16 protein-coding genes are annotated in these 18,920 nt (G+C 67.2%); 7 read left to right on the top strand and 9 right to left on the bottom strand.

Features of this window, described 5'->3' with window-relative positions:
• Positions 1-4: 4 nt before the first annotated feature.
• The 4 genes from pcnB to panB are packed head-to-tail and all read left to right on the top strand — an operon-like array spanning position 5 to position 3,665.
• Complete coding sequence (gene pcnB, locus G3O00_RS05630; RefSeq protein ID WP_206142355.1) at positions 5-1,543, top strand: polynucleotide adenylyltransferase PcnB; 1,539 nt, start codon at positions 5-7, stop codon at positions 1,541-1,543.
• A gap of 35 nt (positions 1,544-1,578) precedes the next feature.
• Positions 1,579-2,121 carry a 2-amino-4-hydroxy-6-hydroxymethyldihydropteridine diphosphokinase gene (gene folK, locus G3O00_RS05625; protein WP_011351029.1) on the top strand — a complete coding sequence of 181 codons (543 nt, stop codon included), beginning with the start codon at positions 1,579-1,581 and terminating at the stop codon, positions 2,119-2,121.
• Positions 2,118-2,804 carry a deoxynucleoside kinase gene (locus tag G3O00_RS05620; protein ID WP_206142354.1) on the top strand — a complete coding sequence of 229 codons (687 nt, stop codon included), beginning with the start codon at positions 2,118-2,120 and terminating at the stop codon, positions 2,802-2,804. The genes folK and G3O00_RS05620 overlap by 4 nt, the downstream gene beginning before the upstream one ends.
• A gap of 45 nt (positions 2,805-2,849) precedes the next feature.
• Positions 2,850-3,665, top strand: coding sequence for a 3-methyl-2-oxobutanoate hydroxymethyltransferase (gene panB, locus G3O00_RS05615; protein WP_206142353.1), 816 nt, complete (start codon positions 2,850-2,852; stop codon positions 3,663-3,665).
• Between the two features lie 131 nt (positions 3,666-3,796).
• Here panB and G3O00_RS05610 read toward each other — a convergent pair whose 3' ends face one another.
• From G3O00_RS05610 to grpE, 5 genes are all read right to left on the bottom strand, one after another.
• The gene (locus G3O00_RS05610) at positions 3,797-5,731 is read right to left on the bottom strand and encodes a bifunctional anthranilate synthase component I family protein/class IV aminotransferase (protein ID WP_206142352.1); all 1,935 of its coding nucleotides are present in this window, start codon (positions 5,729-5,731) and stop codon (positions 3,797-3,799) included.
• 13 nt (positions 5,732-5,744) lie between these two features.
• Positions 5,745-6,881 carry a molecular chaperone DnaJ gene (gene dnaJ / locus G3O00_RS05605; RefSeq protein ID WP_011351025.1) on the bottom strand — a complete coding sequence of 379 codons (1,137 nt, stop codon included), beginning with the start codon at positions 6,879-6,881 and terminating at the stop codon, positions 5,745-5,747.
• 268 nt (positions 6,882-7,149) lie between these two features.
• The gene (gene dnaK / locus G3O00_RS05600) at positions 7,150-9,102 is read right to left on the bottom strand and encodes a molecular chaperone DnaK (RefSeq protein WP_011351024.1); all 1,953 of its coding nucleotides are present in this window, start codon (positions 9,100-9,102) and stop codon (positions 7,150-7,152) included.
• Between the two features lie 148 nt (positions 9,103-9,250).
• Positions 9,251-9,676 (bottom strand): thioredoxin family protein, encoded by a 426-nt coding sequence (locus G3O00_RS05595; protein WP_206142351.1) that lies wholly within the window; start codon positions 9,674-9,676, stop codon positions 9,251-9,253.
• Between the two features lie 10 nt (positions 9,677-9,686).
• The gene (gene grpE, locus G3O00_RS05590; RefSeq protein ID WP_011351022.1) at positions 9,687-10,232 is read right to left on the bottom strand and encodes a nucleotide exchange factor GrpE; all 546 of its coding nucleotides are present in this window, start codon (positions 10,230-10,232) and stop codon (positions 9,687-9,689) included.
• Between the two features lie 355 nt (positions 10,233-10,587).
• Between grpE and G3O00_RS05585 the strand changes: the two genes are divergently transcribed.
• Complete coding sequence (locus G3O00_RS05585; RefSeq protein WP_006476841.1) at positions 10,588-10,749, top strand: hypothetical protein; 162 nt, start codon at positions 10,588-10,590, stop codon at positions 10,747-10,749.
• On the opposite strand, the gene G3O00_RS05580 is transcribed toward G3O00_RS05585, so the two are convergent.
• From G3O00_RS05580 to hrcA, 3 genes are all read right to left on the bottom strand, one after another.
• Positions 10,721-11,128: an RNA-binding S4 domain-containing protein gene (locus tag G3O00_RS05580; RefSeq protein ID WP_011351021.1), complete on the bottom strand. Its 408-nt coding sequence runs from the start codon at positions 11,126-11,128 to the stop codon at positions 10,721-10,723. The genes G3O00_RS05585 and G3O00_RS05580 overlap by 29 nt on opposite strands.
• Before the next feature lie 84 nt (positions 11,129-11,212).
• A complete protein-coding gene (gene hemH / locus G3O00_RS05575) occupies positions 11,213-12,277 on the bottom strand; it encodes a ferrochelatase (protein ID WP_206142350.1) in 1,065 nt (354 codons plus the stop codon).
• A 147-nt stretch (positions 12,278-12,424) separates the two neighbouring features.
• Entirely contained in the window at positions 12,425-13,447 is a 1,023-nt protein-coding gene (gene hrcA, locus G3O00_RS05570; RefSeq protein WP_096472512.1) for a heat-inducible transcriptional repressor HrcA, read from the bottom strand.
• 131 nt (positions 13,448-13,578) lie between these two features.
• Here hrcA and G3O00_RS05565 point away from each other — a divergent pair, with 131 nt between their 5' ends.
• Both G3O00_RS05565 and recN read left to right on the top strand, forming a co-directional pair.
• A complete protein-coding gene (locus tag G3O00_RS05565) occupies positions 13,579-14,481 on the top strand; it encodes an NAD kinase (RefSeq protein ID WP_011351019.1) in 903 nt (300 codons plus the stop codon).
• 19 nt (positions 14,482-14,500) lie between these two features.
• Complete coding sequence (recN, locus tag G3O00_RS05560; protein WP_206142349.1) at positions 14,501-16,150, top strand: DNA repair protein RecN; 1,650 nt, start codon at positions 14,501-14,503, stop codon at positions 16,148-16,150.
• A 117-nt stretch (positions 16,151-16,267) separates the two neighbouring features.
• On the opposite strand, the gene glnE is transcribed toward recN, so the two are convergent.
• Positions 16,268-18,919, bottom strand: coding sequence for a bifunctional [glutamate--ammonia ligase]-adenylyl-L-tyrosine phosphorylase/[glutamate--ammonia-ligase] adenylyltransferase (gene glnE / locus G3O00_RS05555; protein WP_206142348.1), 2,652 nt, complete (start codon positions 18,917-18,919; stop codon positions 16,268-16,270).
• Between the last annotated feature and the right edge of the window lies 1 nt (position 18,920).

The raw sequence follows: 18,920 nt of genomic DNA, 5'->3' as shown, positions 1-18,920 counted from the left end.
CGTCGTGATCAAAAAATTCATCCGCAAGCTGCTCGGTCAGGACGAAGCCGAGCAAACCTCCCCCGCAACGGCCCCGGCCGACGAAGCGGCCCCGGCTACCCCGCGCGCCCCGAAGGGCGCCCGCGGCGGCGGCGCGAAGAAGCCGCGCAGCAACCATGAACCGACCGTCGTGCCGGCCAGCGTGCACGGCATCAACCCGGCGCTGATTTCGAAGAATGCCGTGCGCGTGACCGACACGCTGCAGCAGGCAGGCTTCCGTGCCTTCATCGTCGGCGGTGCGGTACGCGACCTGCTGCTCGGCATCGCGCCGAAGGACTTCGACGTCGCGACCGATGCAACGCCGACCGAAGTGCAGCGCCTGTTCCGCCGCGCGCGCCTGATCGGCCGCCGCTTCCAGATCGTCCACGTGCAGTTCGGCCAGGAGCTAATCGAGGTGTCGACGTTCCGCGCGCTGGTCGATGCGCCGCCCGAGGCTGCCGCCGCCGAGCCGCCGAAGCGCCTGAAGCGCGACGAACTCGATCGCCGCACGCACGCGGTCGACGCGAGCGGCCGCGTGCTGCGCGACAACGTGTGGGGCGAGCAGCACGAAGACGCCGCGCGCCGCGACTTCACGATCAACGCGATGTACTACGACCCGTCGACGCAGACGGTGCTCGACTACCACGACGGGATGGCCGACGTACGCGCCCGCCTGTTGCGGATGATCGGCGATCCGGCCACGCGCTTCCGCGAGGATCCGGTGCGGATGCTGCGCGTCGTGCGCTTCGCGGCCAAGCTCGGTTTCGAGATCGAGCCGCATACGCGCGAGCCGATCAACGCGCTCGCCGACCTGATCAACAACGTGCCGGCCGCGCGCCTGTTCGACGAAATGCTGAAGCTGCTGCTGTCGGGCCACGCGCTCGCGTGCCTGACGCAGCTGCGCAAGGAAGGCCTGCACCACGGACTTCTGCCGCTGCTCGACGTCGTGCTCGAACAGCCGCAGGGCGAGAAGTTCATCACGCTCGCGCTGAACAACACCGATGCACGCGTGCGCGCCGGCAAGCCGGTCTCGCCGGGCTTCCTGTTCGCGACGCTGCTGTGGCACGACATGCGCCAGCGCTTCGAGCAATACACGGCCGAAGGCGAAATCCCGGTGCCGGCGCTCCATCGCGCGATGGACGACGTGCTCGACATGCAGACCGAGAAACTCGCGATCCACAAGCGTTATTCGGCCGACATGCGCGAGATCTGGGGCCTGCAGCTGCGCCTCGAGAAACGCTCGGGCCGCAGCGCGATGCGGCTGCTGGAACACCAAAGGTTTAGAGCGGGGTATGATTTCCTCCTGTTACGCTGCGAATCCGGCGAGCTTGATGCGGAAGTCGGACAGTGGTGGACGGATTTCATCGAAGGCGACGCGGCCGCTCGCGAGGCATTGCTCACGCAGGGCGGCACGAAGGAAAAATCGCCCCGCAAGCGGCGCCGCCGCGGCGGCGTGCGAAACCGCAAGCCGGGTGAAGGTGCTGCCGAGCAGGCACCGGACGCCTCGGACGGTTCCGACGACTGACGCGCTCGCCGGCGAACGACGTAGGAAGTGATGCCATGACGGTTGCATATATCGGACTGGGGGCGAATCTCGGCGATGCGCGCCAGACCCTGAAGGACGCGGTGGTGTGCCTTGCGCAGCAGCGCACCATCTCGATCCTCGGCAAATCGAGCCTGTATCGCACGGCGCCCTTCGAAGCGGGCGGCGACGACTACTACAACTGCGTCGTCAAGCTCGACACGACGCTGTCGGCCCGTGAGCTGCTCGCGCTTTGCCAGAAGATCGAACATCACTTCGGCCGCGAGCGTCCGTATCGCAACGCGCCGCGTACGCTCGATCTCGACATCCTGCTGTTCGGCGACGATTCGATCGACGAGCCCGACCTGATCGTCCCGCACCCGCGCCTCACCGACCGTGCGTTCGCGCTCGTGCCGCTCGTCGAGATCGAGCCGGCACTCGACATCCCCGCGCGCGGCCGTGCCGATGCCTTCCTCGCCGCCGTCGCGGATCAACGGGTCGAGAAGGTGCAGACCTGCCAGTGCCTGATGCAGAAGGCGCTCGCTGCCAGCGAAGACGCCGACAAGAACCGCTGCCGATGACCCCGACTCCCCTTACCGTTACTGCGCCCGACCTGCGCGCCCCTCATCGCTATCTCGTGATCGAAGGCCCGATCGGCGTCGGCAAGACGACGCTCGCGCGCCTGCTCGGCGAACGCTGGTCGATGCAGGCGCTGCTCGAGCGCCCGCAGGACAACCCGTTCCTCGAACGCTTCTATCGCGACACCGCGCGCTACGCGCTGCCCGTGCAGCTGTCGTTCGCGCTGCAGCGTGCGCAGCAGGCGCGCGAGCTGATCGGTGCGCTCGAAACGGGCCGCCCGGTCATCGCCGATTTCATGCCGCAGAAAAACGACATCTTCGCGCGGCTGAACCTGCCGGAAGACGAATGGCAGCTCTACCGCTCGGTCGCGACGCACGTGGACGTGCCGCAGGCGCCGTCGCCCGACCTCGTCGTCTATCTGCAGGCGAGCCCTGAAGTGCTGTTCTCGCGCATCCAGAAGCGCGGGCTGCCGATGGAGCTGCAGATCAGCGATGCGTACCTGCGCTCGCTCGTCGACGCGTACAACGAATTCTTCTACCACTACGACCGCACACCGGTGCTGACGGTCGCCGCGGAACACCTGAACCCGCTGGATTCCCCCGAAGATCTCGCCCTGCTGGTCGAGCGCATCGAGACGATGCGCGGCCGCAAGGAATTCTTCGTCAAGGGCGAGACGACGCGCTGACGCGTCCTCGCCTGTCGTTCCTCACCCATTCGAACCGGATTTCCCATGACCTATCTCCAGGAATCGAGCCGGCCTGCCGTCACGGTGCCCAAGCTGCAGGCAATGCGCGACGCCGGCGAGAAGATCGCGATGCTCACCTGCTACGACGCGAGCTTTTCCGCACTGCTCGACCGTTCGGGCGTCGACGTGCTGCTGATCGGCGATTCGCTCGGCAACGTGCTGCAAGGCCACACGACCACGCTGCCCGTGTCGCTCGACGACATCGCGTATCACACCGCCTGTGTCGCTCGCGCGCAGCCGCGCGCGCTGATCATGGCCGACCTGCCGTTCGGCACGTACGGCACGCCGGCCGAGGCATTCGCAAGCAGCGTCAAGCTGATGCGCGCCGGTGCGCAGATGGTCAAGCTCGAAGGCGGCGAATGGCTCGCCGAGACGGTCCGCTTCCTCGTCGAGCGTGCGGTGCCCGTATGTGCGCACGTGGGCCTCACACCTCAGTCGGTCCACGCGTTCGGCGGCTTCAAGGTGCAGGGCAAGACCGAAGCCGGCGCCGCGCAACTGCTGCGCGACGCACGCGCGGTCGAAGCGGCGGGTGCGCAGGTCGTGCTGCTCGAAGCCGTGCCGACGCTGATCGGGTCCGAAGTCACGCAGATGCTGCGCGTGCCGACGATCGGCATCGGCGCGGGCGCCGACTGCTCGGGCCAGGTGCTCGTGCTGCACGACATGCTCGGCGTGTTCCCCGGCAAGCGGCCGCGCTTCGTGAAGGATTTCATGCAGGGCGAGCCGAACATCCAGGCGGCCGTCGAAGCTTACGTGCGCGCGGTCAAAGACGGTTCGTTTCCCGGCCCCGAGCATTCGTTCTGACGTCTGTCGCGGCGCCGGCGATGCGTTCGCCTGCACCTCGATGAAAAAAGCGCGGCGCCCTTTGCGGGGCGCCGCGCTTTTTCTTTCCTGCGCTGCCAGCACTGATCGACTCTCTGGCGGTTACTTCACTTTCAGTGCAGTACCGCGTCGAGCGCGCCGCGTAGCGCGTTGGTCAGCAGCAGCGCCTCTGCACGCGCGAGATCGTCGCGGGTCACGACCCGCTCCGTCGCGCCGAACGCACGATCGTCGAGCAGCACGCCGCGCATCACGCCCGGCAGCACGCCCGACTCGAGCGGCGGCGTCACCCACTGGCCGTCGAGCTTCACGAACAGGTTCGAGCGCCCGCCTTCCGTCACCTCGCCGCGCTCGTTGACGAACAGCATGTCGAAGCCGCCAAGCGCCTCCGCGGCCTGCCACGCGCGATCGTATTCGGCGCGGCGTGTGGTCTTGTGCAGCAGCAGCGCATCGCTCGTACGGGTCGGTGCGAAGCCGTGCACGGACGCCAGCAGCACGCCGACCGGCCCCGCCGGCAGCGGCTTGAGCGGTGCCGCGACGATCTCGACCGTGCCGTCCTTCGCGAGCGAGAGCTTCATCCGGTATGCGCCGTCGCCGTCGAGCGCCGCACAACGCGCGTCGATCTCGCGACGCAATGCATCGGTGTCGAAACGGAAGCCGAACGCATCCGCGCTGCGCTGCAGCCGCGCGAGATGGCGATCGAGATGCCGGATGCCGTCCGCACGCGTGGCGGCAGTCGTTTCGAACAGCTGGAAGCCGGGATCGGCATCCGTCAGGAATCGCGCTTTCAATTCGCACTCCGCATATTCGTCGGCCGCGACACTGTTGAGCACGATGCCCGCACCGACACCCATCGTGCCACGGCGCCGGCCGGTGATTGCCGTTGCCGGTTGGCGTGCTTCGACGTCGGCTCGCGTGGCACCTTCACGCTCATCGCCTTCGCCGGCCGCATCGAGCGTCAACGTACGGATCGCGACCGACAGGCAAAAATCGCCGCAACCTGCCAGGCGATCGCCTGGCGCGTCGGAATCCGCGCCTTGCTTCGCAGCGTCAAGCCAGCCGATCGCACCCGTATAGAGCCCGCGCGGCGTCGACTCGATCGCATCGATCAACTGCATCGTCTTGTGCTTCGGCGCGCCCGTGATCGATCCGCACGGAAACAGCGCGCGCAGCATCTGCGCGAACGTGGTCCCGTCGCGCCAGCCGGCCTCGACCGTCGACGTCATCTGCCACACCGACGCATACGGCTCGACGGAGAACAGCGCCGGCACGCGGACCGTCCCGGTGCGCGCGATCCGCGACACGTCGTTGCGCAGCAAGTCGACGATCATCACGTTTTCCGCGCGGTTCTTCGGATCGTTCGCAAGGAACGTGGCCGCCGCCGCATCGTCGCGCGGGTCGGCCGAACGCGGCGCGGTGCCCTTCATCGGCCGCGCGCGCAGCACGTCGCCGTGCTTCTCGACGAACAGCTCCGGCGAGCACGACACGACCCACGTACCGTCGGGCAACGCGATCAGCGCGCCATAGCGCACGGGCTGGCGCGCACGCAGCCGCCGGTACAGCGCGAGCGGCGTGCCGAACACGTCGAAGTTCAGCCGGTACGTGTAGTTGACCTGATACGAATCGCCTGCGCGCAGCGCGTCGTGCACCGCGGCGATCGCCGCGTCGAACGCATCGCGCGACACGCTCTTCGCGACATGCGCGACGCCCGCGATCGACGGCGTGCCGCCGCCGTCCCGCTGCGCGAGCCACGCGTCGACTTCGTCGCGCGACAGGCGCTCGCAGCGCGCATACAGCAAAAAGCGCAGCGGGGCATGGCCCGGCTGCGCTCGTTGCAGATTGCGTCCGAATTCGTAATCGCCGACGACGACCGCATGCAGCCCGTCGCGCAGATCCTGCGCCACGGCTGCGTCGACCTCGTCGAGTCGAGCCGGATCCGTGCACACACGTTCGCGCACGAACCCCGAATACAAACGACTCGACCGCGCGAGCGCGGTCGAGTCGCAATCGTCCAAGAGCGCGAACGACGCGCTCTCGTTACCTTCAGTCATGCTGTTACTCGAGTTACTCGAAGAAGCTCTTCACACGGTCGAACCAGCTCTTGCTTTGCGGGCTGTGACGCGCGCCGCCCTCGGCCAGCGACTTCTCGAACTGCTTGAGCAGGTCGCGCTGGTTATCGGTCAGCTTCACCGGCGTCTCGACCTGCACGTGAACGTACAGATCGCCCGCGATGCTCGAACGCAGCCCCTTGATGCCCTTGCCGCGCAGGCGGAACGTCTTGCCCGACTGCGTGCCTTCCGGCACCGGGAACGACGCACGGCCGGCCAGCGTCGGCACCTCGATCTCGCCGCCGAGTGCGGCGGTCGTGAACGGGATCGGCATCTGGCAGTGGAGATCGTCGCCGTCGCGCTCGAACACCGAGTGCGGCTTGATGTGGATCTCGACGTACAGGTCGCCCGGCGGCCCGCCGTTGATGCCCGGCTCGCCATTGCCGGCCGAGCGGATCCGCATCCCGTCGTCGATCCCGGCCGGGATCTTCACTTCGAGCGTCTTGGTTTCCTTCACCTTGCCCGACCCGTGGCAATGCACGCACGGCTCGGGGATGTAGGTGCCCGTGCCGTGGCACTTCGGGCAGGTCTGCTGGATGCTGAAGAAGCCCTGCGACATGCGCACCGTGCCCTGGCCGTGACAGGTCGGGCAGGTTTCCGGCTTCGTGCCGGGCTTCGCGCCCGACCCGTGGCAGACCTCGCACGATACCCAGCTCGGCACGCGGATCTGCGTGTCGTAGCCGTGTGCGGCCTGCTCGAGCGTGATTTCCATGCTGTAGCGCAGGTCGGCACCGCGATACACCTGCGGGCCGCCACGGCCGCCGCGCGCGGCGCCGCCCGCTGCCTGGCCGAAGATGTCGCCGAAGATGTCGCCGAACGCGTCCGCGAAACCGCCGAAGCCCTGTGCGCCCGCACCGCCCATGTTCGGATCGACGCCCGCGTGGCCGTACTGGTCGTACGCTGCCCGCTTCTGGCCGTCCGACAGCATTTCATAGGCTTCCTTCACCTCCTTGAAATGCTCTTCCGCATCCTTGTTGTCCGGATTGCGGTCAGGGTGATACTTCATCGCAAGCTTGCGATACGCCTTCTTGATTTCGTCGTCGCCCGCATTCTTCGCGACGCCCAGAACCTCGTAGTAATCCCGTTTCGCCATATCGATTCACTGTGCAGCCGCGCATCGCGCACGCGGCGGCTCCTTTCGCCTGCAGTAAAGTCTCTCGACTCGTCTGGCACTGCGCCCGTCCGCGGACGGCTCGTGCAGCACCCGCCAAAAAACAAATGTGCCCGGAGGGCCGCGAAGCCCGCCAGGCGTGGAGTCGATCCGGCCATCCGGAAGGAAAGACAGACCGCTTGTCAGCCAACCCGTCAGCCGCGCCGCGCGCGGGTTGCGCGCGCGGCGTGCGGCACCGGGGCAACCCGGCTTAGTCCTTCTTCACTTCCTTGAACTCGGCGTCGACGACGTCGTCGGCAGCCTGTTGCGCGCCGCCTGCGTGGGCCGCGCCTTCCGCTGCACCCGCTGCGCCGGCCGCACCTGCTTGCTGGGCCTGCATGTCGGCGTACATCTTTTCGCCGAGCTTCTGCGACACCTTGCCGAGCTCCTCGACCTTCGCGTCGATCGCAGCCTTGTCGGCCGACGAGTCCTTCAGCAGTTCCTCGAGCGACTTCAGCGACGCTTCGATGGCTTCCTTCTCGCCCGCGTCCAGCTTGTCGCCGTACTCGGTCAGCGCCTTCTTCGTGCTGTGGACCAGCGCGTCGCCCTGGTTGCGCGAATCAGCCAGCTCGCGCAGCTTGTGATCTTCCGCTGCGTTCGCTTCCGCGTCCTTGATCATCTGGTCGATTTCAGCTTCGGACAGACCCGAGTTCGCCTTGATCGTGATCTTGTTTTCCTTGCCGGTCGCCTTGTCCTTCGCGCCGACGTGCAGGATGCCGTTCGCGTCGATGTCGAAGGTCACTTCGATCTGCGGCACGCCGCGCGGTGCCGGCGGGATGCCTTCGAGGTTGAACTCGCCGAGCAGCTTGTTGCCCGCTGCCATTTCGCGTTCGCCCTGGAACACCTTGATCGTCACGGCGCCCTGGTTGTCGTCCGCCGTCGAGTACACCTGGGCGTGCTTCGTCGGGATCGTCGTGTTCTTGCTGATCATCTTCGTCATCACGCCGCCGAGCGTCTCGATGCCGAGCGACAGCGGGGTCACGTCGAGCAGCAGCACGTCCTTGCGGTCGCCCGACAGGACCTGGCCCTGGATCGCCGCGCCGACTGCGACAGCTTCGTCCGGGTTCACGTCACGACGCGGATCCTTGCCGAAGAATTCCTTCACCTTCTCCAGCACCTTCGGCATGCGCGTCTGGCCGCCGACCAGGATCACGTCGTCGATGTCCGACACCTTGACGCCTGCGTCCTTGATCGCGATGCGGCACGGTTCGATCGTGCGCTCGACGAGGTCTTCCACCAGCGCTTCCAGCTTCGCGCGGGTGATCTTCAGGTTCAAGTGCTTCGGGCCCGACGCGTCTGCCGTGATGTACGGCAGGTTGATTTCGGTCTGCTGGCTCGACGACAGCTCGATCTTCGCCTTTTCAGCGGCTTCCTTCAGGCGCTGCAGCGCGAGCACGTCCTTCGACAGGTCGACGCCCTGCTCCTTCTTGAACTCGCCGATGATGTAATCGATGATGCGCTGGTCGAAGTCTTCGCCGCCGAGGAACGTGTCGCCGTTGGTCGACAGCACTTCGAACTGCATTTCGCCGTCGACGTCCGCGATTTCGATGATCGACACGTCGAACGTACCGCCGCCGAGGTCATACACGGCGATCTTGCGGTCGCCCTTCTCGACCTTGTCGAGGCCGAACGCGAGCGCGGCTGCGGTCGGCTCGTTGATGATCCGCTTGACTTCGAGGCCCGCGATGCGGCCGGCGTCCTTGGTTGCCTGGCGCTGGCTGTCGTTGAAGTACGCCGGCACCGTGATCACGGCTTCCGTGACCGGCTCGCCGAGGTAGTCTTCGGCCGTCTTCTTCATCTTGCGCAGCACTTCCGCCGAAACCTGCGGCGGCGCGAGCTTTTCGCCGTGTGCTTCAACCCATGCGTCGCCGTTGTCGGCCTTGACGATGGTGTACGGCATCAGGCCGATGTCCTTCTGGACTTCCTTCTCTTCGAAGCGGCGGCCGATCAGGCGCTTCACTGCGAACAACGTGTTCTTCGGGTTGGTCACCGACTGACGCTTGGCCGGCGCGCCGACGAGCACTTCGTTGTCGTCCATGTAGGCGATGATCGACGGCGTGGTGCGCGTGCCTTCCGAGTTCTCGATGACCTTGACCTGGTTGCCTTCCATGATGGCGACGCACGAGTTCGTGGTGCCGAGGTCAATACCGATGATCTTTCCCATTTTTTCCTAATCTCCAGAAATGCTTGTTTGCTGCGCAAAACCCCGCGTTTTGGGGCGGTTTTGCGCGCCAGAATTCAACTCTGTTCCCGAAATGCGTCCGTCCGGTCCGTTTTCAAGACCCGACGAGCGATGCGGATATTAAATTTTTTCAATCGCCGCCGGCTAGCGGATCGCCGCCCGACGGATCGCCGCCCGACGCGGCGATTTTCGCGCGTGCCGCCGACACCGCCGCCTGGAACTGCGCGAGGCCATGCCAGCCCGTCGCGCGGCCCAGCCGCTTGCCGCGGTGGAAGAAGAACCACGTCGGCACACCGTGCAGCCCGAAGCGGCGCCCCAGCTGATGGTGTTCGTACACGTTGCAATGGAACCACTTCAGGTCCAACGCGCGGATCGCGTCGGGCTGGGCGAGCATCGCCTTCTTCGCGATCTCGCAGTTGAAGCAGTCGACGCCCCAGAAGAACACCACCGCGAGCGCGTCGCCCGCACCGTCGATCGCCGCGTCGAACGTGCCGGCGTCCAGCGCCTGCATGTCGAACGTGTTGAACGCGGCCGGATCGACGCCGGCGGGCAGCATCGCGACGGCCTTACTTCGGCTGCGCGACGGTGACGAGCGCCGGACGCAGCACGCGGTCGGCGATCGTGTAGCCCTTTTGCAGCACGGTGACGACGGTGTTCGGCTCCTGCTCGGCCGGCACCATCGAAATCGCCTGGTGCTGGTGCGGATCGAACTTCTCGCCGACCGGGTTCAGCGCGACGACACGGCCCTTCTCGAGTGCGTTCGTCAGCTGGCGCAGCGTCAGCTCGACGCCTTCGCGCACCTTCGTGATATCGCCAGATGTATCGTTGACGGCCGCTTCCAGGCTGTCCAGCACCGGCAGCAGGTGCTCCGCGAAACCCTCGATCGCGAACTTGTGCGCCTTCGAGACGTCGTCCTGCGCGCGGCGGCGGACGTTCTCGGTCTCGGCCTTCGCCCGCAGGTAGCTCTCCTGCAGCTCGGCGACCTTGGCTTGAGCCTCCGCGAGCGCCGCGTCGGCTGCTTCGGCGGCGGGAGCAGCGCCTTGCGCCGCCTGCTTCTCGCTGCCGATATCTTCGGCCGATTGGGTAGCCGGGTTCTCTTGCGTGTTTTCCATGTCGCTGAAAGTCGATTAGAGGTTGAAGCCAAATCGGCAACCGCCGGACCGTATATCCGATGGCACCGCACATTGCTGGTGCAAATAAGGGTGAAAACTACGATTTCAAGAGGGTTATTCGCCGACATTCTCCAATGCCGCGAAACAACCGCGCGTCACGCCGGGGCATCGCCCGCATAGTCCGCCATTACAGGCGAAACGGGCTGTAACAACGCTTACCTGGCAAGTACTAGCTTGGCACAGGCCCGCTGCACTACACTGCACTCAAGCGTCGGAAAAGCGTGTTTACCCCTAGCTGACCGCCGCCTGACATCCACCTGGCGCCGTTTTCACCCTTCTTCTCGAGGGGAGTACCGTGAAACTGACCTTTGCGATCTCGGTGGTCGCGCTGGTACTCATTGCCGGCACCACCACCATCTGCCTGTCCGGAGCCGTTACCGACCGCACGACCGAATACGGGAGCGCGCGGGCGACGTTCGACCAGATGTTCAGCTCCCACCAGAAAATCTGTCGATGATGCGCCGGTCGCGCTTCGTCGGCCGGCCGTGCAATTCGGCCGCCGGCTCGCGATACGTGCGGCGCCGCTCCAGTTCGGCGAGCCGTGCGGCCCGCCCCGCTTCCGTTTCCGCGTATAGCGTCTGCGCGACGCTCGCCGGCCCGCGCACGTCGCACACGCCAAGCACGGCAATGTGCCAGACGATGCCGTCGATCGCAATCTCGACCTCGTCGCCCACGCGCACTTCCTTCGCCGGCTTGACCGCCGCGCCGCCGATCTTCACGTGCCCCTTGTCGACCGCATCGGTCGCAAGCGAGCGCGTCTTGAAGAACCGGGCCGCCCACAGCCATTTGTCGATGCGCAGCTTCGCGCCCGGTTCGGTCGAAATCTTGTAATTCATCGCAGCCTCCGCCGGGCCGCCCCAAGGAGGCTGACCGCCCCCTCGGGGGGCAGTGAACGTAGTGAGCGTGGGGGTCGTTTCATCTCAGCTCACCGTTTCGGGCTGCGCGGCCCTGACCGGCCAGCCCTGCAGATTCTCGGCAACGATCTCGCCGAGCGCGCCGATCCACGCGGGCGCGCCGTTCAGGCACGGAATGCGGTGGAACGCCTTGCCGCCGCCGGCGAGGAACTCGTCGCGCACTTCCATGCCGATCTCCTCGATCGTCTCCAGGCAGTCGGCCGTGAAACCGGGACAGAACACGTCGGCCCGCCGCACGCCGGCCTCGCCGAACTCGCGCAGCGTCGGCGCGGTGTAAGGCTGTAGCCATTCGGCCTTGCCGAAACGCGACTGGAACGTGACGCGGCACTCGGTCGTCGACAGCCCGAGCGCGGCCGTCAGCAGCGCACCCGTCTGCTGGCACTGGTCGTGATAGGGGTCGCCGAGGTCGAGCGTGCGCTTCGGCACGCCGTGAAAGCTCAGCACGAGCTTGTCGCCGGCCGCGAAATCGGGCCGGCCGTGCTGCGCCCAATACTGGCGCACCTGCTCGGCCAGCGCATGGATATAGGCCGGACGGTCGGCATAGTGCCGCACCGTGCGTACCTCGGGCTGGTTGCGCATGCGCGCGAACGCGTCGAAAGCGGCGTCGAATGCGGTGGCCGTGGTCGACGCCGAGTATTGCGGATACATCGGCATCAGCAGCACGCGCTCGACGCCCGCACGCTTGAACTGCGCGAGCGCGTGCGAAATGTTCGGGCTGCCGTAGCGCATCGCGTAGTCGACCATCACGTGATAGCCGTTCGACGTGAGCAGATGCCGCACGCTGTCCGTCTGGCGCTCCGTGTACACGCGCAGCGGCGAGCCCTCGGGCATCCAGACGGCTGCGTATTTCTTTGCGGACGCGCGGCCGCGCAGCGGCAGGATCAGCGTGCGCAGCAGCACCTGCCAGACGGCCTGCGGAATCTCGACGACCCGCGGATCCGACAGGAATTCGGCCAGGTAGCGCCGCACCGCGCGCGGCGTAGGGGCGTCGGGCGTGCCGAGATTGATCAGCAGCACACCGATGCGATGGGCAGCCGCGGTGCTCGAAGGCGGCTCAAGATCGAAACGCATGGGCAATTACGTGCTCGGGGCACGGGACCGGACGGCTCTCAATTATAGCGGGCCGCCCCGCACCGGTCGGCTGGCCGTTCGGCCGACTGCCTGCTTACGCAGTGCCGCGGCACGATGACGGGGCGGAATCGGGCTGGCGCTGGCGGGCTACTGCTGGCTCAGCGTGAGCGACAGCAGGCGCGCGGTGATGTCGACGATCGGTATCACGCGGTTGTACGCCATGCGGGTCGGGCCGATCACGCCGAGCGTGCCGACGATCTGTCCGTTCACCTCGTAAGGCGCGGTGACGACGCTCATTTCCTCGATCGGCACGAGCGTCGATTCGCCGCCAATGAAGATCTGCACGCCCTGGGCGTGGCTCGACACGTCGAGCAGTTGCAGGAGGCCCGTCTTTTGGTCGAATACATCGAACAGCTTGCGCAGCCGCGCCATGTCGGAAGAAAGATCCGCCACCTCGAGCAGGTTGCGCTCGCCGGAAATCAGCACGGTGTCCTCGGTATCGGGCACCTCGGTGCTGGCCGTCACGGCCAGATGCATCAGCGCCGTCATGTCGCCGCGCAACTGGTCGATCTCGTCGCGCAGGCGGCGGCGCACCTCGTCGAACGACAGTCCGGCGAAATGCGCGTTGATGTAGTTGGACGCCTCGGTCAGTTGCGACGGCGAGTAATCGCGCGGCGTCGCGAGCATCCGGTTCTGCACGTCGCCCTCGGGCGTGACGATGATCAGCAGGATGCGCTTGTCCGACAGGCGCATGAACTCGATCTGCTTGAACACATGGCTGCGGCGCGGCGTCAGCACGACGCCCGCGAACTGCGACAGGTTCGACAGCACGCTCGCGGCGGCCGCCACGACCCGCTGCTGCGGCTCGCCGGCCTGCAGCGTGTTCTGCACCTGCCGCGCGACGGCTTCGGCGTCGATCGGCGCCTCCACCGTCAGCATCGTGTCGACGAACAGCCGGTAGCCACGCGGCGTCGGCACGCGGCCGGCCGACGTGTGCGGGCTCGACACGAGGCCGAGCTCCTCCAGGTCGGACATCACGTTGCGGATCGTCGCCGGGCTCAGCTCGAGCCCGGAGTAACGGGACAACGTGCGCGATCCGACTGGCTGACCGTCGGCGATATACCGTTCGATCAGGGTTTTCAGGAGGGTTCGTGCGCGAGGATCTAGCATGGTGGAAAATTTTAGCGCAACCGCGCGACCGCGGCGAGTGGCGTCGGCTACCGTTGCACGGGCCGGCCCGATCCGGCCCCGCCTGCGCACAGCCGGTTCTTTTCGTCAACGAGCTATGGTGTAATGCCGGCATGAAAACCGGTAATCAGTTCAACACTGTCGCGCTCGTCGGCCGGAGCAACACGCCCAACATCGCCGAGCCGCTCGCCACGCTGGCCGCCTGCGTCGCCAAGCGGGGCTTCGAGGTCGTCTTCGAAGCCGAGACCGCGCGCGAGATCGGCATCACCGGCTACCCGGCGCTGACCCCGGCCGAAATCGGGGCGCGCGCCGACGTGGCGGTCGTGCTGGGCGGCGACGGGACGATGCTCGGCATCGGCCGTCAGCTCGCGCCGTACAAGACACCGCTGATCGGGATCAACCACGGGCGGCTCGGCTTCATTACCGATATCGCGGCGGCCGACATGCAGGCGCTCGTCCCGGTGATCCTGTCGGGCAAGTTCGAGCGCGAGGAGCGCGCGCTGCTCGAAGCCCGGATCATGCGCGACGGCGAACCGATCTACCACGCGATCGCCTTCAACGACGTCGTCGTGAACCGCAGCGGCTTCTCCGGGATGGTCGAGCTGCGCGCATCGGTCGACGGCCGGTACATGTACAACCAGCGTTCGGACGGCCTGATCGTCGCCACGCCGACCGGCTCGACTGCTTACGCGCTGTCGTCGGCCGGCCCGATCCTCCATCCGCAGCTGGCGGGCATCGTGCTTGTGCCGATCGCGCCTCATGCGCTGTCGAACCGGCCGATCGTGCTGCCCGACGATTCGAAAATTGCGATCCAGATCGTCGGCGGGCGCGACGTCAACGTGAACTTCGACATGCAGTCGTTCACCGCGCTCGAACTGAACGACACGATCGAGGTGCGCCGCTCGAAGCACACGGTGCCGTTCCTGCACCCGATCGGCTACAGCTACTACGCGACGCTGCGCAAGAAGCTGCACTGGAACGAACACGCCTCGAACGAAGACGACAAGGCGTCCTGACACCGCTCCGCCCGACACCATGCTCCGCCACCTCTCGATCCGCGACTTCGTCATCGTCGCCGCGCTCGATCTCGAATTCGACAGCGGCTTTTCCGTCTTTTCCGGCGAAACCGGCGCCGGGAAATCGATCCTGATCGACGCCCTTGCCCTCGCGCTCGGCGAACGCGCCGACGCAAGCGTCGTGCGCATCGGCTGCGGCCGCGCCGACATCACCGCCGAATTCACACAGCACGACCGCGTCGCGCGCTGGCTCGACGAACACGCGTTCGACACCGAGGACACGGTGATGCTTCGCCGCGTGATCGATGCGAACGGCCGGTCGCGCGCGTTCATCAACGGCACCAGCGCGACCCTCGCGCAGCTGCGCGAGCTCGGCGAAATGCTCGTCGACATCCACGGCCAGCATGCGCACCAGTTGCTGATGCGGCCCGACGCGCAGCGCGAGCTGTTCGACACGCACGCCGGGCTCGTCGCCGATGCCGCGAACGTCGCACGCGCGTGGCGCGTGTGGCGCGACGCGACGCAGGCGATCGAGGCGGCAAAAGCGCACGAGCGCGAGTTGCAGCTCGAACGCGAAAAGCTCGCCTGGCAGCTCGCCGAGCTCGACAAGCTCGCGCCGCAGCCCGGCGAATGGGACGAAGTCAGCAACGAGCACAAGCGCCTGTCGCATTCGGCGAACCTGATCGAAGGCGTGCGCGGCGCACTCAACGCGCTGTCCGAGTCCGACGACGCGATGCTTGCGCAGCTTGGCGCGATCGTGTCGAAGCTGCGCAGCCTCGCCGATTACGACACCACGCTCGGCGACGCGCTCGCGTCGCTCGAACCGGCCGAGATCCAGCTGCAGGAAGCCGTCTATTCGCTGTCCCACTATGCGCAGCGCGTCGATCTCGATCCCGAGCGGCTCGCGCAAGTCGAGACGCGCCTCGATGCGCTGCACTCGACCGCCCGCAAGTTCCGCTTGCCGCCCGACACGCTGCACGAAGAACACGCGGCCCGCCGCGCCCAGCTCGCCGCACTCGATGCGGCCGCCGATCTCGGCGCGCTCGAAGCGGTGCAGGCCAAGGCGCGGGAAGCCTATCTCGCCGACGCCAAACACCTGTCCAAGGCGCGCACCCAGGCCGCCAGGACGCTCGGCACGGCCGTCACGGCCGGCATGCAGGAACTGTCGATGGCGGGCGGGAGCTTCGAGGTCGCGCTCGTGCCGCTCGCCGACGGCGGCCCGCACGGGCTCGAGCAGGTCGAATTCCGGGTCGCCGGGCACCCCGGCGTACCGCTGCGGCCGCTCGCGAAAGTTGCGTCGGGCGGCGAGCTCGCGCGGATCAGCCTCGCGCTCGCGGTGATCGCCAGCGCGGCCAGCCCGACACCGACGCTGATCTTCGACGAAGTCGATACGGGGATCGGCGGCGGCGTCGCCGAAGTCGTCGGCCGCCTGCTACACCAGCTCGGGCGCGATCGCCAGGTGCTGTGCGTGACGCACCTGCCGCAGGTCGCCGCGCGCGGTGACCACCACTTCCAGGTCGCAAAAGGCGCCGACGACCGCGGCGGCACCGTGTCGACGGTCATCGCGCTCGACCGCGCCAACCGGATCGAGGAAGTCGCGCGGATGCTCGGCGGGCTCGAGATCACGGCCACGACGCGCAAGCACGCGAAGGAAATGCTGGCGGCCTGACGCCGGCCATCCGTTATCCGTTCGTCGAATGCAAAAGACCGGCGCACGCGCCGGTCTTTTGTTGGGGCACGGCGGCACAATCGCGTCCGCCCTGCCGCACCGCATCGAACGGCCGTTTCAACTATCCGTTTCAACCGCCCCGAACACGCGCGTCCACAGCGCCGTCACGGCCGCGCGCTCGTCGGCCACCACGGCCGGATCGACCCGCGCCTTCTCCATCCCGTCGAGCCGCAGCTTGTGCTGCAGCTTCCGGTACTTGCGGTACGCCGCCCCGACCCGCTCGGCCTCGTCCTCGCCCATCAGCCCGAAGCGCGCGACCTCGCGCAGCAGCGCAATATTGCCCGTATTGCGGATCAGCTCGGCGTCGCTCGACGCGTGCAGCAGCACCCAGTACTGGACGATGAACTCGATGTCGACCATTCCGCCGCGATCGTGCTTCAGGTCGAACAGCTCGGTCTGGTTCGGGTGGCCGGCGAACACCTTGCCGCGCATGTCGACGATCTCCTTCGCGAGCACGCCGCCGTCGCGCGGCGTCGTCAGCACCTGCTGGCGGATCGCCTCGAAGTCCGCGCCGATCTGTGCATCGCCCGCGCTGTAGCGGGCGCGCGTCAGCGCCTGATGCTCCCAGACCCACGCGGTATTCGCTGCATCGCCCTCGCGCAACTGGTAGCGGCGGAACGCGTCGAGATCGGTGACGAGCAGCCCGGCCTCGCCGTTCGGCCGCAGCCGCAGATCGATGTCGAACAGCGCGCCCGCCCCGGTCGCGGTGGTGAGCCACGTGATCAGGCGCCGCGTGAAGGTCGTGTAGACGTCGGCCGAGCGCTCGTCGGCGTCGTCGTACAGGAAGATCAGGTCGAGATCCGATGCGTAGCCGAGCTCCTTGCCGCCCAGCTTGCCGTACGCGATCACCGCGAACTTCGGCACGTCGCGATGGCGCTTCGCGAGCTGCGACCAGACGACTTCGATCGTCACGTCGAGCACCGCGTCGGCCAGCTCGGACAGCCGGTCGCTCACGTGCTCGACCGACAGTTGCCCGGCCAGATCGATCAGCAGGATCCGGAACACCTCCGCGTGCTGTGCGTGCCGCAGCAGGTCCATCTGTTGCTCGGGGCCGTCGGCCGCCGCGAGGCGCGCGCGCAATGCGTCCTTGAACGCGGGCCAGTCGAACGGGCTCGCGATCGCCTCGTCGTCGAGCAGTTCGTCGAGCAGTTGCGGGTGGCGAATCAGGTAGCCGCCGCCCCAGCGCGTCGCGCCGAGCACCGACAGCACGCGATCGAGCGCGGCCGGATATTCGGTCAGCAACGCGAGATAGACACCGCGCCGGCTGACCGTCTCGAGCAGGTCGAACAGGCGCACGACCGTATCGTCGCGGCGCGCGGCGTCGATCTTCGGCGCGGCCTCGAGCGCCCGCTGCGCGACGCTGTCGAAGCGCTGCCGGCTCTTTTCCGGCAGGCCCGTGTAGCGGGACGACTGCCAGATCGCGCGCAGCCGGGTGAGCACCGCGGCCGGATCGGTAAAGCCGAGGCCGTCGAGACGCGCGACCAGTGCGTCGTCCTCGCCGTCGTCGGCCAGCGCGCCGCTCCAGATCCACGCGGCCGCGGTATCGTCGCCCGCCGCACACGAGCCGCCGCCCACCTTGTCAGCAAAAATCTCGTGGAATTGCGCTTCGACGAACGTGCGGTGGCCGTCCAGCACCGTCATCAGCGCCGCGTAGTCGGCAAAGCCGAGCGACGCGGCCAGCGCCGCGCGCTCGTCCGGCTCGACCGGCATCGCGTGCGTCTGCGCGTCGTTGCGGTACTGCAGCCGGTGCTCGAGCGTGCGCAGGAAGTTATAGGCGTCGGTCAGGCGCGCGCGCACATCCTCGCCGATCAGTCCGCGCGCCTGCGCATGGCGCAGCACCGCGAGCGTCGGCCGCACGCGGAATTCTGCATCCTGACCGCCGCGGATCAGCTGGAACACCTGCGCACTGAACTCGATCTCGCGGATCCCGCCGCGCCCGAGCTTGATGTCGTCGGCCTTGTCGGGCCGCATCGACGCGCGGCGCGCGGCTTCCTGACGGATCTGCTGGTGCAGCGAGCGGATCGCGCCGATCACGCCGAAGTCGAGATAGCGGCGGTACACGAACGGCTTGACGATCGACTCGAGCTGCGACTCCAGCCGTTGCGCCGCGTCGCTGTCGCCTTCCGACACGAGCCGCCCCTTGATCCATGCATAGCGCTCCCACTCGCGGCCCTGCACGTAGAAATACTCTTCGAGCATGCCGAGGCTGCAGACGAGCGGCCCCGAATCGCCGTTCGGACGCAGCCGCATGTCGACGCGAAATACGTAGCCGTCGGCGGTGACTTCCGACAACACGCCGATCAGCCGCCGGCCGAGCCGCGTGAAGTATTCCTGCGTGGACAGCGGCGAACGCGCGCCTCCGGTCGTCTCGCCGTCGTCCTCGTAGACGAAGATCAGGTCGATGTCCGACGATACATTCAGCTCGCGGCCGCCGAGCTTGCCCATCCCGACCACGCCGAGCACGACGCGCTGGCCGTCGGCGCTGCGCGGCTCGCCGTAGAGCGCCTCGAGCTCGGCCGACAGCAGCGCGAGCGAGCGCTGCACGGCCACTTCCGCGAGATCGGTCATCGCGCCGGTCACCTCGGTGACATCCGCCAGCCCGCGCAGGTCGCGCTCCGCCACCGCGCCGAATGCCTCGGCGCGCAGTTGCCGCAGCGCGCGCTTCAGTTGGTCCTCGGTCGGCGCGGCGGCGCCGGCCGGCGTTGCCAGA

The organism is Burkholderia sp. Ac-20384, from assembly GCF_017104605.1.
Taxonomy (GTDB): domain Bacteria; phylum Pseudomonadota; class Gammaproteobacteria; order Burkholderiales; family Burkholderiaceae; genus Burkholderia; species Burkholderia lata.
Note: the sequence above shows the minus strand (reverse complement) of the source record. Positions and strands in the feature narration are given on the sequence as shown.

Coding starts and splice junctions, on each gene's coding strand:
- grpE (WP_011351022.1), bottom strand. CDS start 10,232: ATGGAAAACACGCAAGAGAACCCGGCTACCCAATCGGCCGAAGATATC.
- G3O00_RS05595 (WP_206142351.1), bottom strand. CDS start 9,676: ATGCTGCCCGCCGGCGTCGATCCGGCCGCGTTCAACACGTTCGACATG.
- folK (WP_011351029.1), top strand. CDS start 1,579: ATGACGGTTGCATATATCGGACTGGGGGCGAATCTCGGCGATGCGCGC.
- G3O00_RS05620 (WP_206142354.1), top strand. CDS start 2,118: ATGACCCCGACTCCCCTTACCGTTACTGCGCCCGACCTGCGCGCCCCT.
- panB (WP_206142353.1), top strand. CDS start 2,850: ATGACCTATCTCCAGGAATCGAGCCGGCCTGCCGTCACGGTGCCCAAG.
- hemH (WP_206142350.1), bottom strand. CDS start 12,277: ATGCGTTTCGATCTTGAGCCGCCTTCGAGCACCGCGGCTGCCCATCGC.
- hrcA (WP_096472512.1), bottom strand. CDS start 13,447: ATGCTAGATCCTCGCGCACGAACCCTCCTGAAAACCCTGATCGAACGG.
- recN (WP_206142349.1), top strand. CDS start 14,501: ATGCTCCGCCACCTCTCGATCCGCGACTTCGTCATCGTCGCCGCGCTC.
- dnaJ (WP_011351025.1), bottom strand. CDS start 6,881: ATGGCGAAACGGGATTACTACGAGGTTCTGGGCGTCGCGAAGAATGCG.
- dnaK (WP_011351024.1), bottom strand. CDS start 9,102: ATGGGAAAGATCATCGGTATTGACCTCGGCACCACGAACTCGTGCGTC.
- G3O00_RS05610 (WP_206142352.1), bottom strand. CDS start 5,731: ATGACTGAAGGTAACGAGAGCGCGTCGTTCGCGCTCTTGGACGATTGC.
- G3O00_RS05565 (WP_011351019.1), top strand. CDS start 13,579: ATGAAAACCGGTAATCAGTTCAACACTGTCGCGCTCGTCGGCCGGAGC.
- G3O00_RS05580 (WP_011351021.1), bottom strand. CDS start 11,128: ATGAATTACAAGATTTCGACCGAACCGGGCGCGAAGCTGCGCATCGAC.